The 21,913-nt window shown below is 50.5% G+C and carries 15 protein-coding genes; 13 read left to right on the forward strand and 2 right to left on the reverse strand.

Going from position 1 to position 21,913, the window contains the following annotated elements; translation table 11 throughout:
* Positions 1 to 331: 331 nt before the first annotated feature.
* The 10 genes from T433_RS0108105 (at position 332) to T433_RS0108145 (ending at position 19,062) form a co-directional block, all read left to right on the forward strand.
* A complete protein-coding gene (locus T433_RS0108105; protein ID WP_027455459.1) occupies positions 332 to 2,839 on the forward strand; it encodes a glutaminase family protein in 2,508 nt (835 codons plus the stop codon).
* Positions 2,840 to 2,929: 90 nt separating this feature from the next.
* Positions 2,930 to 4,390 (forward strand): IPT/TIG domain-containing protein, encoded by a 1,461-nt coding sequence (locus T433_RS0108110; protein WP_248616502.1) that lies wholly within the window; start codon positions 2,930 to 2,932, stop codon positions 4,388 to 4,390.
* A 31-nt stretch (positions 4,391 to 4,421) separates the two neighbouring features.
* On the forward strand, positions 4,422 to 7,574 hold the full coding sequence (locus T433_RS0108115; RefSeq protein ID WP_027455461.1) for a SusC/RagA family TonB-linked outer membrane protein: 3,153 nt from the start codon (positions 4,422 to 4,424) through the stop codon (positions 7,572 to 7,574).
* A 26-nt stretch (positions 7,575 to 7,600) separates the two neighbouring features.
* Complete coding sequence (locus T433_RS0108120) at positions 7,601 to 9,700, forward strand: RagB/SusD family nutrient uptake outer membrane protein (RefSeq protein ID WP_044109488.1); 2,100 nt, start codon at positions 7,601 to 7,603, stop codon at positions 9,698 to 9,700.
* A 20-nt stretch (positions 9,701 to 9,720) separates the two neighbouring features.
* Positions 9,721 to 10,737 carry a DUF4973 domain-containing protein gene (locus T433_RS0108125; RefSeq protein ID WP_027455463.1) on the forward strand — a complete coding sequence of 339 codons (1,017 nt, stop codon included), beginning with the start codon at positions 9,721 to 9,723 and terminating at the stop codon, positions 10,735 to 10,737.
* The gene (locus T433_RS0108130; RefSeq protein WP_044109489.1) at positions 10,731 to 13,010 is read left to right on the forward strand and encodes a GH92 family glycosyl hydrolase; all 2,280 of its coding nucleotides are present in this window, start codon (positions 10,731 to 10,733) and stop codon (positions 13,008 to 13,010) included. Before T433_RS0108125 ends, T433_RS0108130 begins: the two co-directional genes overlap by 7 nt.
* A complete protein-coding gene (locus tag T433_RS16500; RefSeq protein WP_155808435.1) occupies positions 13,007 to 13,147 on the forward strand; it encodes a hypothetical protein in 141 nt (46 codons plus the stop codon). The genes T433_RS0108130 and T433_RS16500 overlap by 4 nt, the downstream gene beginning before the upstream one ends.
* A gap of 99 nt (positions 13,148 to 13,246) precedes the next feature.
* On the forward strand, positions 13,247 to 17,764 hold the full coding sequence (locus T433_RS16825; protein WP_248616503.1) for a glutaminase domain-containing protein: 4,518 nt from the start codon (positions 13,247 to 13,249) through the stop codon (positions 17,762 to 17,764).
* A 108-nt stretch (positions 17,765 to 17,872) separates the two neighbouring features.
* Positions 17,873 to 18,559 carry an SIMPL domain-containing protein gene (locus T433_RS0108140; protein ID WP_044109491.1) on the forward strand — a complete coding sequence of 229 codons (687 nt, stop codon included), beginning with the start codon at positions 17,873 to 17,875 and terminating at the stop codon, positions 18,557 to 18,559.
* Positions 18,560 to 18,591: 32 nt separating this feature from the next.
* A complete protein-coding gene (locus T433_RS0108145) occupies positions 18,592 to 19,062 on the forward strand; it encodes a hypothetical protein (protein ID WP_027455466.1) in 471 nt (156 codons plus the stop codon).
* 91 nt (positions 19,063 to 19,153) lie between these two features.
* Here T433_RS0108145 and T433_RS16505 read toward each other — a convergent pair whose 3' ends face one another.
* Positions 19,154 to 19,375 carry a hypothetical protein gene (locus T433_RS16505; protein WP_155808436.1) on the reverse strand — a complete coding sequence of 74 codons (222 nt, stop codon included), beginning with the start codon at positions 19,373 to 19,375 and terminating at the stop codon, positions 19,154 to 19,156.
* A gap of 57 nt (positions 19,376 to 19,432) precedes the next feature.
* Positions 19,433 to 19,648 carry a DUF3791 domain-containing protein gene (locus T433_RS0108155; protein WP_027450210.1) on the reverse strand — a complete coding sequence of 72 codons (216 nt, stop codon included), beginning with the start codon at positions 19,646 to 19,648 and terminating at the stop codon, positions 19,433 to 19,435.
* A 255-nt stretch (positions 19,649 to 19,903) separates the two neighbouring features.
* Here T433_RS0108155 and T433_RS0108160 point away from each other — a divergent pair, with 255 nt between their 5' ends.
* From T433_RS0108160 to T433_RS17075, 3 genes are all read left to right on the forward strand, one after another.
* On the forward strand, positions 19,904 to 21,076 hold the full coding sequence (locus tag T433_RS0108160) for an ATP-binding protein (protein WP_027455467.1): 1,173 nt from the start codon (positions 19,904 to 19,906) through the stop codon (positions 21,074 to 21,076).
* A gap of 390 nt (positions 21,077 to 21,466) precedes the next feature.
* Positions 21,467 to 21,715 (forward strand): hypothetical protein, encoded by a 249-nt coding sequence (locus tag T433_RS15000; protein WP_044109493.1) that lies wholly within the window; start codon positions 21,467 to 21,469, stop codon positions 21,713 to 21,715.
* Between the two features lie 4 nt (positions 21,716 to 21,719).
* Entirely contained in the window at positions 21,720 to 21,848 is a 129-nt protein-coding gene (locus tag T433_RS17075) for a type II toxin-antitoxin system RelE/ParE family toxin (RefSeq protein WP_282706096.1), read from the forward strand.
* Positions 21,849 to 21,913 lie beyond the last annotated feature (65 nt).

Genomic DNA, 21,913 nt, shown 5'->3' on the forward strand with positions numbered 1-21,913 from the left:
AAAGATACAACAAGAATTTCAAACAAACAAAAAAATCTAGTCAGAACTCTTGATATTTAGCATTTTAGGGCAATGGTGAACGATTTTTTTCGTGTTTTGAATAGCTATTATCCATAAATTTTGGAAAATATAGCTTACTTTGCATCGTGAAAACGAACGAATAGCAGTGATGCTACGATTCAAGATAAAAAATAGTTAGTAATTATTTGTAGTTAGTAGTTTTAGTTTTTCGAGATTCAAAAGGCGTTGGTCTCTTTAAGGAAAAGATTGTTTAAGGATAAACCTAGCAAAGTTGTTAATAACTTAAAACTTATTATAGTATAAAAAACGTATGAAAAAAGCATTTCTTTTTGGCGCGATGATCCTCGGCGCGCTGGCGACAAAAGCGCAGAGCCAGGACACATTCAAGCCCTATCAACCGACAGACCTCCGTCTGCCTTCTGTTCCCCTTATTGTGTCTGACCCCTACTTCTCAGTATGGTCACCCTACAACGAGCTGAACGAAGGAACAACCCGTCACTGGACCAACGACGAGAAGCCCATGCAGGGTTTCCTCCGCGTGGATGGTCAGACATACTGCTTCATGGGTGCAGACCGTGATCGCTACGAAACCATTATCCCCATGGCCAACGAAGAGGCATGGACAGCTCGCTACTCACGCGAGAAGCAGGCCGAAGGATGGCAGGAGAACAACTTCAACGACAGCAAATGGGCAGAGGGTAAGGCCGCTTTCGGTTCAGAAGACCTCAGCAACGTTCGCACACGTTGGAGCAACGAGAATAGCGACCTCTACGTGCGTCGCACCATCAACATCGACGCCAAGGACCTGAACGAGGACCTGGCGCTGATCTACTCTCACGACGACGTTTTCGAGATCTACATCAACGGCACAAAGGTTGCCAGCACTGGTGAGATCTGGCGCGAGGGTGTCACCCTGAAGCTGGACAGCAAGCTGAAGAAGCTGCTGAAGCCCGGCAAGAACATCATCGCTGCTCACTGTCACAACACCACTGGCGGTGCCTACACCGACTTCGGTATCTTCAAGATTAAGAAGGCTGACGCCTACGGCATCAAGCAGGCTACTCAGAAGTCTGTTGACGTACTGGCTACCTCTTCATATTATACCTTCACCTGCGGTCCCGTGGAACTCGACCTGGTGTTCACCGCACCTATGCTGATCGACGACTATGATTTGCTGTCGGCTCCCGCCAACTACATCTCATATCAGGTTCGTTCTACCGACGGTCAGGCTCACAACGTACAGCTGATGCTCACCGCTTCTCCTCTGATGGCAGTGAACAAGGGCGACCAGCCCACCATCTCTTCTATCATCGAGAAGAAAGGCACCAAGTATGCTTGCACCGGTACCATCGAGCAGCCCATCCTGGCTAAGACCGGCGACGGTATCTGCATCGACTGGGGTTACTTCTACCTGCCCGCTATCAATGGTGATGTAGCCATCGCCAGCGAGAATGCTCTGAAGAGCAGCTTCGTGAAGAAAGGTAACATGCCCGCAAGCCAGCAGAACGTAACTGCACAGAACGAGAACAAGATGCCCTCACTGGCTTACTGCCACAACTTCGGCACCACCAAGCAGGCTTCTAGCTATGCTATCATGGGTTACGACGAGATTTGGGACATCGAATACTTCTACAAGCGCTACAAGGGCTACTGGGCTCACGAGGGTAGCGTGACAATCTTCGACATGATCGATCGCCTGAACCGCGAATACAGCGGTATCATGAAGCGCTGCCGTCAGCTGGACAAGCAAATCTACGACGACGGTATGAAGGCTGGTAACAAGCAGTATGCTGAAATCCTCTCTGGTTCTTACCGTCACGTGATTGCCGCTCACAAGCTGTTCCGCGACGACGAGGGCAACCTGCTCTTCTTCTCTAAGGAGAACAACTCTAACGGTTGTGTCAACACCGTGGACCTCACCTACCCCGAGGCTCCTCTGTTCCTCTGCTACAACCCCGAACTGCAGAAGGGTATGATGACCAGTATCTTCGAATATAGCTACACTGGTCGCTGGACCAAGCCTTTCGCTGCTCACGACCTGGGTCAGTATCCTAAGGCCAACAAGCAGGTATATGGTGGCGACATGCCTCTGGAGGAGGCCGGCAACATGCTGACACTGGCTGCTATGATCTGCAAACTGGATGGCAACACCAGTTACGTAAACAAGTACTGGGACATCATCACCACTTGGGCTGACTACCTCTCTGAGAACGGTCAGGATCCTTCTAACCAGCTCTGCACCGACGACTTCGCTGGTCACTGGGCTCACAACGCTAACCTCTCTGTTAAGGCTATCATGGGTGTAGCTGCATATGCTGAAATGGCTCGCCTGAAGGGTCTGAACGATGTTGCTGACAAGTACATGGCTCGTGCCAAGGAGATGGCTACCATCTGGGAGCGCGATGCTCGCGAGGACGACCACTACCGTCTGGCCTTCGACCGCAAGGACACCTGGAGCCAGAAGTACAACATGGTATGGGACAAACTGTGGAACCTGAACCTCTTCCCCAACGGAGCTATGGAGCGCGACATGAAGTACTACCTCACCAAGCAGAACAAATACGGACTTCCCCTGGATGTACGTCGTGACTACACCAAGAGCGACTGGATTATGTGGACTGCCGCTATGGCCAAGGACAAGAAGACCTTCCTGAAGTTTGTGGATCCTCTCTACAAATATATCAACGAAACAGAAAGCCGCGTACCCATCAGCGACTGGCACGACACGAAGACTGGTATAATGACCGGATTCAAAGCTCGTTCAGTGATTGGTGGCTACTGGATGAAAGTTCTGGCCGACAAGTTGCAAGAACAATAACCTAAAATAACAATAAATATGATTAAAACTATTTTAAACTCAAGGAGCAAATGCCTATTAGGCATGCTCCTTTTGTGCCTTTCCGCTTGCATGGTATCATGCAACGATGACGATGAGGATGTCAGCACTCCCTTCGACAGTTCAAAGGCTGTAACCATTACCGACTTTACACCTAAAGAAGGCGGTGTAAGCCAGAAGATGCTCATCTTTGGTGAGAACTTCGGCGTTGACACGGCCCTGGTGAAAGTAACCATTGGTGGTAAGAAAGCGGTGGTTGTCAATGTAAAACCTACAGTGATTTACTGTTTTGTACCCACGGGCGCGTATGGTGGCGACATCAACGTGACCATCGGTAACGATGAAACCGGCTACCAGAGCGCTGTAGCATCGGAGAAGTTCAACTACGAGCGCAAGATGGTGCTGAGCACACTGACCGGTTCTCGCAACGAGTCGGGCGACGATCCCTGGAACCCTGGTTCTGTAGGCATCGAAGTTCCCTTCTCAGAGGCTACTGGTTTCCGCGATGATGCGTTCATGAAGTGGGACCCCCTCTATCCTGAGCGTCTCTACATTGTTTACGACAACGGTGGTCCTGGCATCCAGATGCTGGACATGAACAAGAAGACCGTGCAGCTGGTGATGTCAAAGGCCGCTTGTTTCCAAGACCAGCGTCTGCGCACCATCGACTTTGCCGACGACCCCAACACAGGCGAGAAGGCCAAGTACATGATTGTATCTACCGACCGCGCCGACAATGGTCAGCAGTCAACCAGCGTATGGATTGTGACTCGCAACTACGATGGTTCGTTCAACAACAGTTCACCCCGTCAGGTGCTGGCTGCCTACAAGCAGTGTAACGGTGCTTCCATCCACCCCCGCAATGGCGAGCTCTACTTCAACAGTTATGAGAGTGGTCAGGTTTTCCGCCTGGACATGAACCGTTATTTCGAGACCCAGAAGCCTGGCTATGAAGGCGATCCCTGGAAGCCCTCTTTGGCAGACGGCGCTTTCGAGAAGATTTTCAGCATTCAGGACAATGGCTGGGAATTCCAGATTGACATTCACCCCTCAGGTAAATATGCTTATATCGTAGTCATCAACCACCACTACATTCTGCGTTCTGACTACAACGAAGAAACAAAATGTTTCTCTGCTCCCTATGTATTCGCTGGCGACATGAACGGTGCTGACTGGGTTGAAGGTGTAGGTGCCAATGCTCGTATGCACCGCCCCTACCAGGGTTGCTTCGTGAAGAATCCCGAGTACGTAAAGGAAGGTCGCAATGATGTTTACGACTTCTACTTCTGCGACAACCAGAACCACTGCGTACGCTATCTGACACCAGAAGGTCTGGTACGTACCTTTGCCGGTCGTGGTACTTCTTCTATCACCGACAACAACATGTGGGGTACCGAGGATGGTGACCTGCGCGAGGTTGCTCGTTTCCGTGACCCAACAGGTATTGCCTACAACGAAGAGACCAACACCTTCTATATTTTGGACACCGTGGGCCATAAGGTCCGCATGATTTCCATGGAAGGCGAAGAATAGTGATAACCAATAATAAGTAGACCTAACAATTATGAGAAAATACATTGCATTACTATTGATATCACTCTGCACTTCCATGAGTGCTCTGGCACAAAAGGATATCGAAGTTTCTGGTCATGTGGTTGACGGAGATGGTGAGCCACTGATTGGTGCCAACGTAGTGGTAAAAGATGTAAAAGGCCTCGGTGTCATCACAGACATTGACGGTTTCTATAAAATAAAAGTAAAGGAGTACCAGACGCTGGTATTCTCATACATTGGTTTCGGTACCAAGGAAGTGATGGTCAAGGGCGACACTAAGACCATCAACGTGAAGATGGTAGAAGAGCGCATCAATGCCGTTGACGAAGTCGTTGTCACCGGTATGGGTACGCAGAAGAAACTGACCGTAACAGGTGCTGTGACCAATGTGAACATGGATGATCTGAAGCACTTCAGCTCATCAAACCTCTCTAACACGCTGGCAGGTAACGTGCCAGGTATCATTGCCATGCAGACCTCTGGTCAGCCTGGACGTAACACTTCTGAGTTCTGGATTCGTGGTATCTCTACCTTCGGTGCAGGTGCCAAGGCCTATATCCTGGTAGATGGTTTCGAGCGCGACAACATCAACGACTTGAACATCGAGGATATTGAGTCTTTCTCTGTATTGAAAGATGCTTCTGCTACAGCCATCTACGGTTCAAAAGGTGCTAACGGTGTTATTCTGATCACCACCAAGCACGGTAAGGCAGGTAAGATTCAGGTGAACGGTAAGGTGGAGACATCTTACAACACACGTACCAAGACACCTGAGTTTGTTGACGGTATCACCTATGCCAACCTGGTAAACGAGGCTCGTCTGACCCGCAACCAGCCCCGCTACTATCAGCCTGAGGAAATCGACATCATCCGCACAGGCATCGACCCCGACCTCTATCCTAATGTAGACTGGATGGATCTGCTGCTGAAGGATGGCGCTTGGAGCAATCGCGCCAATGTCAACCTGAGTGGTGGTGGTAACACTTCTCGTTACTATGCTTCTGTATCTTTCGTTAACGATGAGGGTATGTACAAGACCGACAAGACCCTGAAGGACAAGTACGACACCAATGCCAACTACAAGCGTTGGAACTATCGTTTGAATGTGGATATCGACATCACCCCAACGACCTTGCTGAAGCTGGGTATCTCTGGCGACCTGTCAAAGCGTAACAGCCCAGGTATGCTGAGAACACGTTCGAAAGAAGATATCGAAGACAGCCAGAACCAGATGGACGTATGGGTAAACGATGACGATATCTGGGGACAGTTGTTCGGTTACAACCCCCTTCTCTCTCCTATTGTATATAGCAACGGCTACATGCCTATGATCAACATTGGTCGTGGCAACTCAGCCATGATCAACCCTTGGGTATCTGCTACACAGTCTGGTTACAATGAGAACTGGAGCAACAACTTGCAGAGCAACGTCACCCTGGAACAGGATCTGAAGTTCATCACTCCTGGTCTGAAGTTCACTGGACGTTTCGGTTTCGATACCTACAACAGCAACTGGATCAGTCACCAGCAGGCTCCTGCCCTCTACTCGGCATTCCCACGTAACACACAGACTGGCGAGATCACCTACGACCGTGTATTCGATCAGAGCGATATGAAGCAGAGCTCAGGCAGCGACGGTTCTCGTCGTGAGTTCATCGACCTGCTGTTGCACTGGGACCGTAAGTTTGCGAAGGTACACAACGTAGGTGCTAACCTGAAATACACGCAGGACTCTTACATCCAGACTCAGAATATCGGTGACGACATCAAGAACAGTATTGCCAAAAAGAACATGGCTTTGGCTGGTCAGGTGACCTATAACTACAACAACCGCTACTTTGCCGACTTCAACTTCGGTTACAACGGTTCCGAGAACTTCGCCGACAATCACCGCTTCGGTTTCTTCCCCGCCTGGTCATTGGCATGGAACATCGGAGAAGAGAAACTTGTACAGAGAACCTGTCCTTGGATTAACATGTTGAAGATTCGTTTCTCTCATGGTAAGGTCGGTAACGACAACCTGGGCAACGAGCGTTTCCCCTACCTCTATACTCTGGGCAACACCGACGCTGGTTGGAACTGGGGCAACGGCCATGTCAATGGTATTCACTACACACAGGTAGCCTCTCCCAACGTCACATGGGAAGTTGCTAAGAAGAACGACCTCGGTCTTGACATCGTGGTATGGAACAACCGTTTCTCTCTGACCGTCGACTACTTCCACGAGAAGCGTACCGGCATCTACATGGCACGTAACTACCTGCCTTGGAGCACAGGTCTTGAGAGTTCACCACGTGCCAACGTTGGTGCTGTGAAGTCTGAAGGTTTCGATGGTAACTTCAAGTACGAGGAGACCTTTGGCGAGGTTCGTCTGACTGCACGTGGTAACATCACCTATAGTAAGAACACCATCCTCGACCACGACGTTGAAAACAACGTTTATCCCTATCAGTACACACGTGGCTATCGTGTTGACCAGGTTCGCGGTCTGATTGCAGAAGGTCTGTTCAAAGACTACGACGATATTCGCAACAGCCCCCGTCAGGATTTCGGTCAGGTTCAACCCGGTGATATCAAGTATAAAGACGTCAACGGTGACGGTGTCATCAACAACGGTGACGTGGTAGCCATCGGTGCAACCCGCACACCTAACCTGATCTACGGTCTCGGTCTGTCTGTGATGTACAAGAACTTCGACATCAACCTGCACTTCCAGGGCGCCGGCAAGTCAACCTTCCTGATTAACGGTATGTGTGTTTATGCATTCAGCAACAACAACTACGGTCAGATTTTCAAGGGTATGCTGGACAACCGCTATGTAGATGCACAGACTGCTGCACAGCTGGGTATCCCAGCCAACGAGGATCCTAATGCAGACTATCCCCGTCTGACCTATGGTAATAACAATAACAACAACCGTGCTTCTAGCTTCTGGCTGCGCGACGGTCGCTACCTGCGTCTGAAGAACGTTGACCTTGGCTACACACTGCCAAAGACACTGGTCAACAAAGCTCACCTGAACCAGGTTCGTTTCTTCCTGCAGGCCACCAACCTGCTCACCTTCTCAAAGTTCAAGACTTGGGATCCAGAAATGGCAAGCTCAACAGGACAGAACTATCCCATCACAAAAGCTGTGACATTGGGTGTACAAGTTAATCTTTAATACAGACTTAGAAAGAATTAAAGACGATGAAAAAGATATTTGCAACATGTATCATGTCATTAGCTAGCGCAAGTGTGCTACTGACAAGTTGTGCCGACGAGCTGGATTCGGATAAGTATTTTGAGGACCGTAAGACACTGGAGACGGTCTTCACCAGCAGACAGCAGTCGGAAGAATGGCTGGCTTACGCCTATTCATTCATGACAAACGAGCTTGCCGACGTCATCGGTAAAGGCAATGGTCACTATCATTGTTTTGCTGACGACATGTACTACGGCGACCGTGACCCACAGTATGGAGACGATGGTGAGTACCGCCACACCTATAACGCCTTCAAGCTGGGCGAATATGATGAAGACACTGGTTATTGGGCATGGGAGAAAGCCTATAAAGGTATTTTCCAGGCATCAGTATTCATCCACAACATCGACAAGAACCCACAGATGACCGAAGAGGAGCGCATCGACCGCAAGGGTCAGGCACGTTTCGCACGTGCCTACTACTACTGGCTGTTGCTCCGCAAATATGGTCCTGTGCCCATCATGCCCGATAATGGTGTCGACTATACTCAGAACTACGAGGCCGTTTCTATTCCTCGCAGCACCTATGAAGAGTGCGCCGTATATATTGCTACGGAGATGGAACAGGCTGCCAAGGAGATTCAGTACTGGAAGCGTGACCCCCTGAACATCGTTCGTCCTACCAAGGGCGCTTGTCTCGCTGCACGTGCTTTGGCATACGTCTATGCAGCCAGCCCCCTGGCCAACGGTCAGTTGAGCAACGGCAAGCACGATCCTTCTGTCAAGGACGACATTGCCAAGTTGCTGACCAACTTCGACGGTAAGCATCTGCTCAGCCTGGAGTACGATGAGTCTAAATGGGCACGCGCTGCTGCCGCTTGTCGCGACCTGATGGAGTGCGAAGCAGGCTACGAGCTGTATCACGCTCCTTACAACACGGTGGCTACCTTCGACCGCGACGCTACGATCGATCCACCTGCTGACGGCAACTTCTCTACCAAGAACTGGCCAGAAGGTTGGGCCGACATCGACCCCTACCTGAGCTATCGTCAGATCTTCGACGGTGAGGTTGGTATGGCCGACAACCCTGAGCTGATCTTCACTCGTGGTTACAACATGTGTGATGATATCAACAACTCTATCACTTCGCTGGTTGCTCACCAGTTGCCTTCTTCTCTGAACGGTTGGAATGCCCACGGCATGACCCAGAAGATGGTGGACGCCTACTACATGAACGATGGTAGCGATGTGCCCGGTAAGGATAGCGAGATGAACGGTGGCAACGGTTCTGAGCGCGTACAGGGTTGGACCACAGCCAGAAACTACCGCGACTATCCTCCTTTGGCTCCCAACGTATCACTTCAGTATGCTAACCGCGAGCCTCGTTTCTATGCATCTGTAGCCTTCAACGGTTCTAAGTGGTGGGACACCAACCCCAGCCACACCACCAGCGGTACCTACAATGCCGTGTTCTACTATCGTGGTGGCGACAATGGTTACACCAACTCTACTCGTTACCTGCGTACCGGTATCGGTATCAAGAAATGGGTGAACCCACACGACTATCGCTCAACCAATGGCGACTACAATCATATCCAGAGAAAGTATGAGACAGCCATTCGCTACGCCGACATCCTGCTGATGTATGCTGAGTGTCTGAACGAACTGACCCAGAGCTACACCATCGATTCATGGGATGGCTCTAAGCAGTACACCATTTCTCGTGACGTGGCAGAAATCAAGCGTGGCATTCAGCCCGTACGTATCCGTGCCGGTGTGCCCGACTATACCGCTGCTGAATATGCTGATCGCGATGTGCTCCGCGACAAGATCAAGCGCGAGCGTATGATTGAGCTGATGGGTGAAGGTAAGCGCTACTACGACCTGCGTCGCTGGATGGATGCACAGGTTGAGGAGTCAAAGATCATCTACGGTTGCAACATCATGATGACTGCTGCTCAGAAGGACGACTTCCAGAAGATTGTGCCCATCACCAGTCTGCCTACCACTTTCTCAGAGAAAATGTATTTCTGGCCCATTCGCAAGGCTGAGCTGAAGCGCAACTACAAGCTCACTCAGAATCCTGGATGGCAGTATTATGACTAAGAACAGAAAACTATAGAATTATGAAAACAATATTTAAGTCTTTAATATATGGCATGGTCGCAGCTTCTATGCTGACGGTGACCACCTCATGTAACGATGAGTGGGAAGACGAGCAGTACGAACAGTACATCAGCTTCCGTGCTCCGCTCAACGACCAAGGCATCACAGCCGTCTATGTTCCTTTCACCAGAAAGAACAGCGATGGTAAGGCAAAGTACGGCTCAGGTATCTCTAACTACGAGCTGCCCGTGATTGTCAGTGGTTCTACTCACAACAGTGCCACCCGTGTGGTCAACTTCCAGCACGATCCCGACACGCTGAGTGCACTGAACTGGGCTCGTTTCGCTACCCGCGAGGAGTTGTACTACAAGGACATGAACCCCTACTGTGAATTTCCCAGCACACTGACCATCCCCAAGGGTCAGGACGTAGGTCTGCTGAACATCAAGATTGACTTCAACAATGTTGACCTGGTTGACAAGTGGATCTTCCCTATCACCGTAGCCGAGGGCGATGGTTACACACCTAATCCTCGTAAGAACTACAAGAAGGCTATGCTCCGCATCTTCCCCTTCAACGACTACTCTGGCGACTACAGTGCTACCAGCTTGACGATTGCCGTAAAGGGCGACCAGAACTCAACAGGTCTGACCTGGCTGCGCACCTACGTCGTTAACGACAACACCGTGTTCTTCTATGCCGGTCGTTTTGACGAGAGCAACCCACAGCGTGGCAAGTATAAGATCTACGCACAGTTCAACGGTGGCAAATCGGGCACCATTAAGATGTGGTCAGACAATCCCGAGATGAACCTTGTGGTCAACAAGGAAGCTTCATACCGCATGGTGGAGAGCGAAGACCAGACCTATCCTTATCTGCGCTATCGCAATGTCATCATCAACAACATCGATTACTCGTTTGATGACTACACATCACTTAGCGGTTCTAAGTTCTCTTATACCGTCAGTGGTACGCTCACCTTACAGCGCACCATCAATACTCAAATTCCTGACGAAGATCAAGCAATACAATGGTAAACATTTTTTCAAAACACTCTTTCTGCGTTCTGCTGCTGTGCCTGACCACCTGGTCGGCACAAGCAGCAGAGCCTGTTGATTATGTAAGTACCCTCGTTGGTACACAGTCAAAGGTTTCACTATCAACCGGAAACACCTACCCTGCCATCGCCATGCCCTGGGGCATGAACTTCTGGATGCCCCAGACAGGAAAGATGGGCGATGGATGGGCTTACACCTATGATGCAGAAAAAATTCGTGGACTGAAGCAGACCCACCAGCCCTCACCATGGATCAACGACTATGGTCAGTTTGCTATTATGCCAACCACCCGCACCGTGTTCAACGAGAACGAGCGTGCATCGTGGTTCTCGCACAAGGCTGAGGTGGCTCGTCCATACTATTATAAAGTATATCTGGCCGACCACGACGTGACGGCCGAGATGGCACCCACGGAACGTGCCGTGGTGATGCGTTTCACCTATCCCGAGACCAGCGAAGCACGCATCGTTGTCGATGCCTTCGACAATGGTTCTTTCGTGAAGGTATCGGGCAACAAGATTATGGGTTACACCACCAAGAACAGTGGCGGTGTGCCTGCCAACTTCAAGAACTATTTCGTCATTGAGTGCGACCGTCCTTTCACCTTTGTGAAGACCGTTGACAATGGCAAGATGACCGACAAGACCGAGGTAGAGACCCAGCATGCCGGTGCCATCGTTGGTTTCGAGACCAAGCGTGGCGACCAGGTGACACTGCGTGTAGCCTCATCGTTCATCAGCGAAGAGCAGGCACTGAGAAACCTGGGCGAGGTGAAGGGCAAGTCGCTTGAGACCGTTTGCCAGCAGGGCAAGAACCGCTGGAACGAAGTGCTGGGCCGTGTTGAGGTGAAAGACAACAACATCGACCACCTGCGCACGTTCTATAGCTGTCTGTATCGTGCCGTCCTCTTCCCCCGCATGTTCTTTGAGAAGGATGCCAACGGCGAGATTGTGCACTACAGCCCCTACAATGGCGAGGTTAAACCCGGCTATATGTTCACCGACACTGGTTTCTGGGACACCTTCCGTTCGCTGTTCCCCCTGCTGAACCTTCTTTATCCCGAGATGAACCAGCAGATGCAGGCAGGTCTGGTCAACACCTATCTTGAGAGTGGCTTCCTGCCCGAGTGGGCAAGTCCTGGCCATCGTGGTTGTATGGTGGGCAATAACTCTGCCTCTATCGTGGCCGATGCCTACCTGAAAGGTCTGCGTGGCTACGACATCGAGACCCTTTGGAAGGCAGTAGTACATGGTGCCAATGCCGTTCACCCACAGGTATCTTCTACGGGTCGTCTGGGATTTGAGCAGTATAACAAGCTGGGCTACGTGCCCTATAACACAGGTATCCGCGAAAGCGTGGCCCGCACCCTGGAGTATGCCTACGACGACTGGTGCATCTACCAGTTAGGTCTGTCACTTGGCAAGTCGAAGAAGGAGCTGAAGCCCTTCCGCGAGCATGCCATGAACTATCAGAAAGTGTTCGACAAGGAGTCTAAGCTGATGCGTGGTCGCAATGCCGATGGCACCTTCCAATCACCTTTCAACCCCCTGAAATGGGGTGATGCTTTCACCGAGGGTAATGCCTGGCACTACACCTGGTCGGTATTCCACGATCCTCAGGGACTCATCAACCTGATGGGTGGCAAGAACGACTTCATCCAGATGCTCGACTCTGTGTTCAGCGTTCCACCATTGTTCGACGACAGCTACTATGGCGGCGTGATCCACGAGATTCGCGAGATGCAGATCATGAACATGGGTAACTATGCACATGGCAACCAGCCCATTCAGCACATGATCTATCTCTACGACTGGGCATCACAGCCCTGGAAGACCCAATACTGGATTCGCGAGGCCATGGACCGCCTCTACACAGCAGACCCCGATGGCTACTGCGGCGACGAGGACAACGGTCAGACTTCAGCTTGGTATGTGTTCTCTGCCATGGGCTTCTACCCCGTATGTCCTGGTTCCAACCAGTATGCACTGGGAACTCCCTACTTCGACAAGATGACCCTGCACCTGCCAGGCAACAAGACCCTGGAGATTCAGGCTCGCAACAACAGCAGCGAGGCGCGCTACATCGGTGGTATGACCTTCAACGGACAGGCATACGACAAGAACTACCTGGAGCACAAAGACCTGCTGCAGGGCGGACGCATCGAATACACCATGCAGACCACGCCCAACCGCCAGCGCGGCGTCAACGAGGAAGCTGCCCCCTATTCGTTCTCTAAGAACAACACAAAGTGAATAAGATAATTGCATTACTCCTACTTACGTTAGGCATCAACGCATCAAGTTTAGCACAGTCTGAAATGGCTGTGCAGAACTTGAAGCGTGCGATGCTGATTCTCACTGGATGGCAAAGCCTTTGGCAACAGCACTGATACGTTGACCAACGGACATTACATCTGAAAAGGTGTGCAATTACTTATCAAAACAATCACACAGCATATTCATTACTAACAATTAAAAACCTTCAGGATATGATTAAACTAAGAAACGTATTGACAGCAACCTGCTTGCTGCTGACGGCCGCATCGGCTCAGTCACAGACTGCCGACGACTTTGTGCCGTATCAGGAAACAGCGTTGCGTCTGCCCTCTGTTCCTCTCTTCACCAACGACCCCTACTTCTCGTTCTGGTCACCCTTCGACCGCCTGAACGATGGCACCACCCGTCACTGGAGCGATGCCGAGAAGGCCATGGATGGTATTCTGCGTGTGGACGGCAAGGCCTATCGCTTCATGGGTAAGCAGCGCGAATATGTGCTGTCGGCCATTGCGCCGATGACCAAAGCCGACAAGGGCTGGACAGGTAAAGTATCTTACGAGACGCAAAGTGGTACGGCATGGACCGCAGCCTCTTTCGACGACGCCAGCTGGAAGACTCAGGAGTCTGCATGGGGCACACCAGGAGAATATCCTCATGTGCGCAACAACTGGACCAGCGAGAACTCCGACATCTACGTGCGTCGCACGGTGTCGCTCACGGCAGACGATCTGCAGAAAGAGCTCTGGGTTCAGTTCTCTCACGACGACATCTTTGAATTATATATAAATGGTACGCGCGTTATACAGACCGGCGAGACCTGGATTCAAGGCGAGCTTCACAAGTTGACCGCCACCGAGCAAGCCCTGCTGCACGAGGGCGACAACATCATTGCCGCCCACTGTCATAACACCAAGGGCGGTGCCTATATCGACTTCGGTCTGTTCGAGAACGTGAAGAAAACCAACGAGGCCACCATCAAGGCTACCCAGAAGCGTTGCAACGTGCTGGCCACCAGTACCTACTACACCTTCACCTGCGGCCCTGTTGAGCTCGACCTGGTCTTCACCGCACCTATGGTGATGGACGACCTCGACCTGATTTCCGTACCCGTGAACTACCTGAGCTATCAGGTGCGCGCCACCGATGGCAACACCCACGATGTTCAGTTCTACTTTGCCACCTCGCCACAACTCACCGTGAACGAGAGCAGTCAGGAGACCACCTCAAGCATTGTCACCGAGAATGGCATCCAGTATATCAAGTCTGGCTCTGTGGCCCAGAAGATATTGGGACGCGTTGGCGACCTCATCACCATCGACTGGGGCTATCTGTATATCCCCGCCATCAATGGTCAGGTCAGCGTGGCCGACGGTCTGAACATGGAGAACAACTTCATTCAGAACGGTAAGCTGTTGCCCTACAGCGGCACTCAGAACAGCACAGACCCCGCTTCTATGCCTGCACTGGCCTACATGAAAGACCTGGGCAGTGTCAAGACTGCCAGCAGCTATATGATGATTGGCTACGACGAAATCAAGGACATGCGCTACATGGATGTGGACTATCCCGGCTACTGGGCCCGCGATGGCAAGACCATCTTCCAGGCTTTCGAGGAGATGAATCAGAACTATCGTAGCATCATGGACCGTTGTAAGGCTCAAGACAAGACCATCTACGACGACGGTCTGGCTGCCGGCAACGTGAAATATGCCGAACTGCTGTCTGGTTCTTATCGCCACGTGCTGGCAGCTCACAAACTGTTCCAGGACAACAAGGGTCAGCTGCTTTATTTCTCAAAAGAAAACAACTCTAATGGTTGTGTCAACACTGTTGACCTCACCTACCCCGAGGCTCCTCTGTTCCTGTGCTACAACACAGACCTGCAGAAAGCCATGATTCGTTCTATTCTGGACTACTGCCGCAGCAACCGCTGGGGCTTCAGCAACTTTGCTGCCCACGATCTGGGCACCTATCCTCATGCCAACGGACAGGTTTACTCTATCACGCACCCCGACGCTGGTGGTGGCTTCGCAGGCAACATGCCTATTGAGGAGAGCGGTAACATCCTGACCCTCGTGGCAGCCATCTGCCGCATCGATGGCAACACCAGCTGGCTCAGCCGTGCCGACATCATCATGCTGCGCAAGTGGGCCAACTACCTGCGCGACAACGGACAGGACCCCTCTAACCAGTTGTGCACCGACGACTTTGCCGGCCACTGGGCTCACAATGCCAACCTGTCGCTGAAGGCCATCTTCGGCGTGGCAGCCTATGCAGAGATTGCTCGCCTTGCCGGTTATAAGGAGAGCGACTGGAAGCCCTACGCCGAGAAAGCACGCCAGATGGCACAGATCTGGGAAGTTGACGCCCGCGATGGCGACCACTATAAGTTGGCCTTCGACCGTGGCAACACCTGGAGCATCAAGTATAACCTGGTATGGGACAAGCTGTGGGGCCTGAACATGTTCTCGCCCGACGTGATGCGCCGCGAAATCAAGTACTACCTGACCAAGCAGAACACCTACGGTCTGCCACTTGACAGTCGCGAGGCTTACACCAAGAGCGACTGGGTGATGTGGGCAGCGCCCATGGCTCCCGATACAGAGACCTTCCTGCAATTTGCCGACCGTGTCTATAAGTATGCCAACGAGACACCAACCCGCTGGCCCCTCAGCGACTGGTACTGGACCAACGGCAACGGTTCTGCCCGCGGTTTCCGCGCTCGCTCAGTGATTGGTGGTCACTGGATGAAGGTGCTCATGGACAAGATTGCCCCCAAGCCAGCTGCACAAGGCGAATGGAAGCCCGTTAAAGGCGGTCTGCAGTCTGTCTTCACCAAGGATGTGAATGCCGCCAATCCCCTGCCCGAGTATCCTCGTCCACAGTTTGAGCGCAAGGACTGGCAGAACCTGAATGGTCTGTGGGATTACGCCATCACCAAGACCAACGCCTCTCAGCCCGCCGACTTCGACGGCAAGATTCTGGTGCCCTACCCCATTGAGTCAAGTCTTTCGGGCGTGAAGCGCCAGCTAGATGCCGACGAGGCCCTCTGGTACAAGCGCGAGTTCACCATCCCTGCCGGATGGAATGGCAAGAACATCCGTCTGAACTTCGGCGCTGTGGATTACAACGCCACCGTCTATCTGAACGGTAGGCGCATCGGCACACACAAGGGTGGTTTCACCAACTTCTCGTACGACATCACCAATTATCTGAAAGAAGGTGCCAACACCCTCGTGGTGAAAGTGCTCGACCCCACCGACATCAGCAACCAGCCCGTGGGCAAGCAGCGCATCAACAGCGAATCTACCACCATCTGGTACACCCCCTGCTCAGGTATCTGGCAGACCGTGTGGCTGGAGCCCGTCAACTCGAAGAACATCTATAACATACGCATCACGCCCGATGTGGACAACAGCCGCTTCGACCTGAGCATCACCCTGGACAGACCCACCGAGAGCGACCAGGTGAAAGTGCTGCTGAAGAAGGGCGACACCGTCATCAGCGAGCAGACAGCAAATGCATCTCAGAAGGTGAGCTGCCAGTTGGACGCACAGTCGTGCAAGCTGTGGACACCCTACCACCCCAACCTCTACGACCTGGAGGTCATCTACCTGAGCAACGGTCAGGAGGTGGACCGCGTGAAGAGCTATGCAGCCCTGCGCAAGATCTCTTATGGTAAGGACGAGAACGGCTACTGGCGCCTGATGCTCAACAACGAGCCCCTGTTCCACCTCGGTCCCCTGGATCAAGGCTACTGGCCCGACGGCATCTTCACCGCTCCCACCGACGAAGCCCTGGTTTACGACATCAAGAAGACCAAGGAGTGGGGCTTCAACATGATTCGTAAGCACATGAAGGTAGAGCCAGCCCGCTGGTACTACCACTGCGACCGCCTCGGTCTGATGGTATGGCAGGACATGCCCTCTACCTTCGGCAGCAACGAGCGCTGGATTGACCGCGAGTGGTACGAGGGCGACGGCACTGTATCTACCGCTGTAGAGAGCACCTATAAGAACGAGTGGAAGAGCATCATCGACCAGTGCTACAACAGTCCCTCTATCGTGGTGTGGACCCCCTTCAACGAGAGCTGGGGTCAGTTCAAGACCAAGGCCATCTGTGACTACACCCGCGAGCTGGATCCCACCCGTGTCATCAACCCCGCCTCGGGTGGTAACCACCACAAGGGTGCCGGCGACATGGTTGACCTCCACTGCTACGTGGATCCCTACATCAACTTCTGCGATCCCGAGAAGCCACTGGTGCTGGGCGAGTATGGCGGTCTGGGCCTCAACGTGGAGGGTCACCGCTGGTACGAGAAGTTTGCCACCACCTATAACGACAACGGAAGCGTCGAGGGTGTGACCAGCCGCTACGAGCACTATGCCGACATCGTCACCCGTCTGGGTCAAGGCATCACGTACGAGGACAACAAGACCTGCTTTGCAGCTGCTGTCTATACACAGACCACCGACGTAGAGACCGAGGTCAACGGACTGATGACTTACGACCGTGCGGTGATTAAGGTTGTCGAGGACCGCATCAAGGCTGCCAACGAGAAGATGATCAACACCAACTCATCGCCTGCCGGCATCACTGCGCCCCATGCAGCTGTCTCTGCACAAGACACCATCTACAACAGCCTGGGCATGAAGGTCAATAGCCCCGTAGCTGGCCTGAACGTCCTGCGCCGTGCCAACGGACAGACCTATAAGTTTATGCATAAATAATGTGTCAGGAGCCGAAAAGTCGCACATTTAAACACTTTTAATAGAAATTGCTTGCAAGTTTGCGAATTGTTTCGTTAATTTGCAAGCAATTTTTTAATACAACTAACTATGAACAGAATTAAAGAATCTCTTATCCTGGCTGTAGGTATCATCGTGCTGGGATTGTGCATCAAGTCTGGCATTAACACTTTTGCCAATAAAGACCGCAAGGTCACCGTGAAAGGACTGGCCGAACGCGAGGTGAATGCCGACAAGGTAACGTGGAGCATCTCGACCAAGGAGACGGGCAACGACCTGCCTGCCCTCTATGAGCGCATCAATGTGCAGACAGACAAGATCAAGGCTTTCCTCAAGGCCAACGGCATCGGCGAGCAAGAGATTACTGTCAACGCACCTACTGTGACCGACCTGGAAGCTCGCGAATGGGGCGACAACCAGAAGAACTTCCGCTATATCATCAACACCACCGTCACCGTGGCTACCAACAAGGTGAAAGAGGTGAACCAGACCATCTACAAGCAGGGTGAACTGCTGAAGCAGGGCGTGGCCATAGACAGCAGCTACCCCAACTACGAGTATGCTTCGTTCCAGCAGATGAAACCCGAGATGATGGCCGAGGCTATCAAGAACGCCCAGAAGACGGCCGAGCAGTTTGCCGAGGCCAGCGATGCAGAGCTTGGCCACATCCAGACCGCCGGCCAGGGACAGTTTGAGATAGAAGACCGCGACCAGAACACGCCTTACATCAAGAAGCTGCGCGTGGTGACCACCATCACCTACTCTCTCGACGACTAATTATTCTAAAACACAAATAAGTAACCCACGAAATGAAAAAACTACTTTTTGCTGGCGCAGCACTGCTGATGCTCTGTGCCTGTGGCGAACGAGAATATATGGCCTACGAAGGTCTGCCGCTCGACATGCCCACCTCTCAGTTTGTAGATTCCCTGAAAGCCCGCGGCCTGGTCATCGACACAGCCAACACCGATGGTGTGGTCATCAGCCTGGTGAAGCCCGACTCTAAGGCCTACAACCTGTCTATCCAGAACAACAACGACACCATCCTGGTAATTCAGGAAACCTTCAGTGCCACCACCAACGACAGCACCCGCCAGCTGTGGCAGCAGAAGCGCGACCAATATGCTGAGCTCTACGGCATGCCCGACTACAAGAGCAAGGGCGAGGATCGCAAAGAGGCCGTCTGGAAGGGCGACAAGGGGCAGCTGGTCATCAGCCTGGCCAACACCTACACGCCCACGCTGACCGTCTTCTTCGATACAAGACTGGAAGAGCGCTAACAAAACAGAACGCGTGTTATAACACCAAAAGCCCCGCACTGGAGTCTATCACAGTGCGGGGCTTTACTATATAGAAACGTGCAATTGAGCTTTATTTGCTTTTATCGCACATCAGTTCGTAGATATATGCCGGGCCATTCACATAGAGTTCACCTTCTTCATCCTGGATAACGGGCATCAGATTAGAATTGTAAACACGCTCCATTGCCTCTTCTACAGAGCATCCAGTATCCTCTATAACATACTTAACCAATTCACTAAGAACATAATTGATTAAATAGGTTGCCGTTTGATGATGAGTAGGTTCTGTCATACGTTTTCTACTTTAATTTTATTAAGATAGCCTAATGCACGGTCCCGTGATAAAGTATCATGCCAGTATCCCTCCGTTCTTTTGGCAGATGATAAGTACGTCATCAATTGTCTCATCCATTGACTGCAGGTGTTCTACATCATAGAATTCAATAAGGAATGCTAATCCCTTATGCTCATGCAGATAGCGGAAAGCAGCTTGTCGTGTCATAGAAAAACGCTGTCCGAAAGCCTGTATACATGCAGTTAGAAATGGAATCTGATACTTACTCATATTGCCGTTCTTTATATATTATGACGCAAAGATAGTAAAAATAACATAAACTGTTTACATTTTATCTAAAAAAATAGGGATCAGCTATAGTTTTACAATTTCAGAATAATTATTATTCGTAGCGAGTAAATATGCATATAAGAGCACCTTTATTTGTTAAAATTGCACTACAATAGTGCAATTTTTATATAATTTCTGCACTACTTTAGTGCAATTATACTATATTTGCAGTCAAATAATAAAGAAATAACGCTTATGGACATCACGCTCATTGAATTTATGGAAGGCCAGTTGAAGCAAACCACTTCAACCTTTCACCGCTATATGTTTGACCAAATTAGCTGGGATTCGAGGATGTTTGGACTTGTTGGACCACGTGGTATAGGTAAATCCACAATGATCCTGCAGTATATCAAGGAGCACAGGGATTCAAGAAACATACTGTATATAAGTGCAGACCACTTATATTTTTCATCACACAATCTCGTTGACACTGTGGATGAGTTTATTAAAGAAGGTGGCGAGCAAATATTTATAGACGAGATACATAAGTATGAAAACTGGTCGCGCGAGTTAAAACAGATATACGATTCACATCCAGATGTAAAGATCGGCTTCACAGGTTCATCGGTACTCGATATATATAAAGGCTTTTCTGACTTAAGCCGCAGAGCACCAATCTTTATGATGCAAGGCCTATCGTTCAGAGAGTATCTTAAACTGTTTCACAACATAGACGCTTCTATTTATACATTAGAAGACGTCTTGGCGTTGAAGGCAGTTGTAGCCGATGTCAATCATCCGCTGCCATTGTTCCGCGACTATCTGAAGAGGGGTTATTATCCCTTCTCCAGTGATTCTGACTTTGAGTTGAAACTTCGTCAAGTTATCAACCAAACGATGGAGGTTGACATACCGCAATTTGCCAACATGACTGCCTCTACAGGTAGAAAGCTGAAGAAACTTTTATCTGTTATTGCCCAAAGTGTGCCTTTCAAACCAGTCATGGATTCATTATCGACAGTAGTTGGTGTGAGCCGAAATATATTACCAGACTATTTCCTTTATATGGAACAGGCTGGTATGATTGGCCAGCTGCGTGATGACACTGGTGGCATCAGAGGAATTGGAAAAGTCGAGAAAGTATATCTAGACAACCCTAACATCGCATACCTATTAGGAGGACCGACCACTGATATTGGCAACATCCGCGAAACATTCTTCTACAACCAGATGCGTATCGTTTCAGATGTCATCAGTTCACGCATCAGCGACTTTGAGATAGATGGAAAGACACTTGAGGTAGGCGGAAAGAATAAGGGTAAGAAACAAATAACCACTGCCAAAGAAGGCTATATTGTGAAAGACGATATTGAATTCGGCTCAGGCAACATTATCCCCCTTTGGGCCTTCGGGTTGATGTATTAATGTAAAAATGGAATAACGATTGAAGATTTGTCCATCGTCCCTCCTATATCAAAATTGCACTACAATAGTGCAATTTTGATATGATTTCTGCACTACTTTAGTGCAATTTAACAAAGAACATGAAGACAGGTAGTTGAACGAAACCCGCAATCAGTTTCATTCAACTACCTGTCACCAATTACGTAGTTCTTCGACGAGCGAAGCGGCAGACCGAGCGGATGATGAAGTCGATCTCTTCTTCCGTCAGGCTTCAGATGTCACTCACCGTGTCATCAGACCATATAACACTTGTGTCACGGAACTAGGTACATGACAAATTCTGTTTTTCCATATATTATTTTGGATTTTCAGATTTTATTTCTATTTTTGCATCGAGAAAAATATTATGATATGACATCAATACAGATGAACGCCGAACTGCTCCGAAATATGAGCATCATAGCAGAGGACGAAAATCTGCTGAAGCGTGCAGCCAAATATCTGCGCAAACTTGTCGCTGAGAAACAGGCAGATTCTACGCTCATGACGAAGGAGGATTTCTTTGCTCGAGTAGATGAGGCAGAGAAAGAAATCGCTGAGGGTAAAGGTATCACCTTTACAAATAAAGACGACATGAATGCTTGGCTAAATTCGCTCTGATGAAATACGCTGTAAGCCAGAGAATCGTTGGAGCCGACAAATCACCAAGAAACATCGTTTGGTGTATCGCATCTTCGAGACCGAAGTTTACGTAGATGTTCTTTCTGCTTATGGGCATTACGATGACAAGTGATTGATTATTCATAGTATGTCAGGTATAAGGTACCTGACATACTTTGTACCTTTGCCCCAATAATT

This window comes from Xylanibacter brevis ATCC 19188, from assembly GCF_000621725.1.
Lineage (GTDB): Bacteria > Bacteroidota > Bacteroidia > Bacteroidales > Bacteroidaceae > Prevotella > Prevotella brevis.

What these genes read in the sequence shown, in the direction of transcription:
- T433_RS0108105 (WP_027455459.1), top strand. Translation starts at nt 332, where the DNA reads ATGAAAAAAGCATTTCTTTTTGGCGCGATGATCCTCGGCGCGCTGGCG.
- T433_RS0108110 (WP_248616502.1), top strand. Translation starts at nt 2,930, where the DNA reads ATGGTATCATGCAACGATGACGATGAGGATGTCAGCACTCCCTTCGAC.
- T433_RS0108115 (WP_027455461.1), top strand. Translation starts at nt 4,422, where the DNA reads ATGAGAAAATACATTGCATTACTATTGATATCACTCTGCACTTCCATG.
- T433_RS0108120 (WP_044109488.1), top strand. Translation starts at nt 7,601, where the DNA reads ATGAAAAAGATATTTGCAACATGTATCATGTCATTAGCTAGCGCAAGT.
- T433_RS0108125 (WP_027455463.1), top strand. Translation starts at nt 9,721, where the DNA reads ATGAAAACAATATTTAAGTCTTTAATATATGGCATGGTCGCAGCTTCT.
- T433_RS0108130 (WP_044109489.1), top strand. Translation starts at nt 10,731, where the DNA reads ATGGTAAACATTTTTTCAAAACACTCTTTCTGCGTTCTGCTGCTGTGC.
- T433_RS16825 (WP_248616503.1), top strand. Translation starts at nt 13,247, where the DNA reads ATGATTAAACTAAGAAACGTATTGACAGCAACCTGCTTGCTGCTGACG.
- T433_RS0108140 (WP_044109491.1), top strand. Translation starts at nt 17,873, where the DNA reads ATGAACAGAATTAAAGAATCTCTTATCCTGGCTGTAGGTATCATCGTG.
- T433_RS0108145 (WP_027455466.1), top strand. Translation starts at nt 18,592, where the DNA reads ATGAAAAAACTACTTTTTGCTGGCGCAGCACTGCTGATGCTCTGTGCC.
- T433_RS16505 (WP_155808436.1), bottom strand. Translation starts at nt 19,375, where the DNA reads ATGACAGAACCTACTCATCATCAAACGGCAACCTATTTAATCAATTAT.
- T433_RS0108155 (WP_027450210.1), bottom strand. Translation starts at nt 19,648, where the DNA reads ATGAGTAAGTATCAGATTCCATTTCTAACTGCATGTATACAGGCTTTC.
- T433_RS0108160 (WP_027455467.1), top strand. Translation starts at nt 19,904, where the DNA reads ATGGACATCACGCTCATTGAATTTATGGAAGGCCAGTTGAAGCAAACC.
- T433_RS15000 (WP_044109493.1), top strand. Translation starts at nt 21,467, where the DNA reads ATGACATCAATACAGATGAACGCCGAACTGCTCCGAAATATGAGCATC.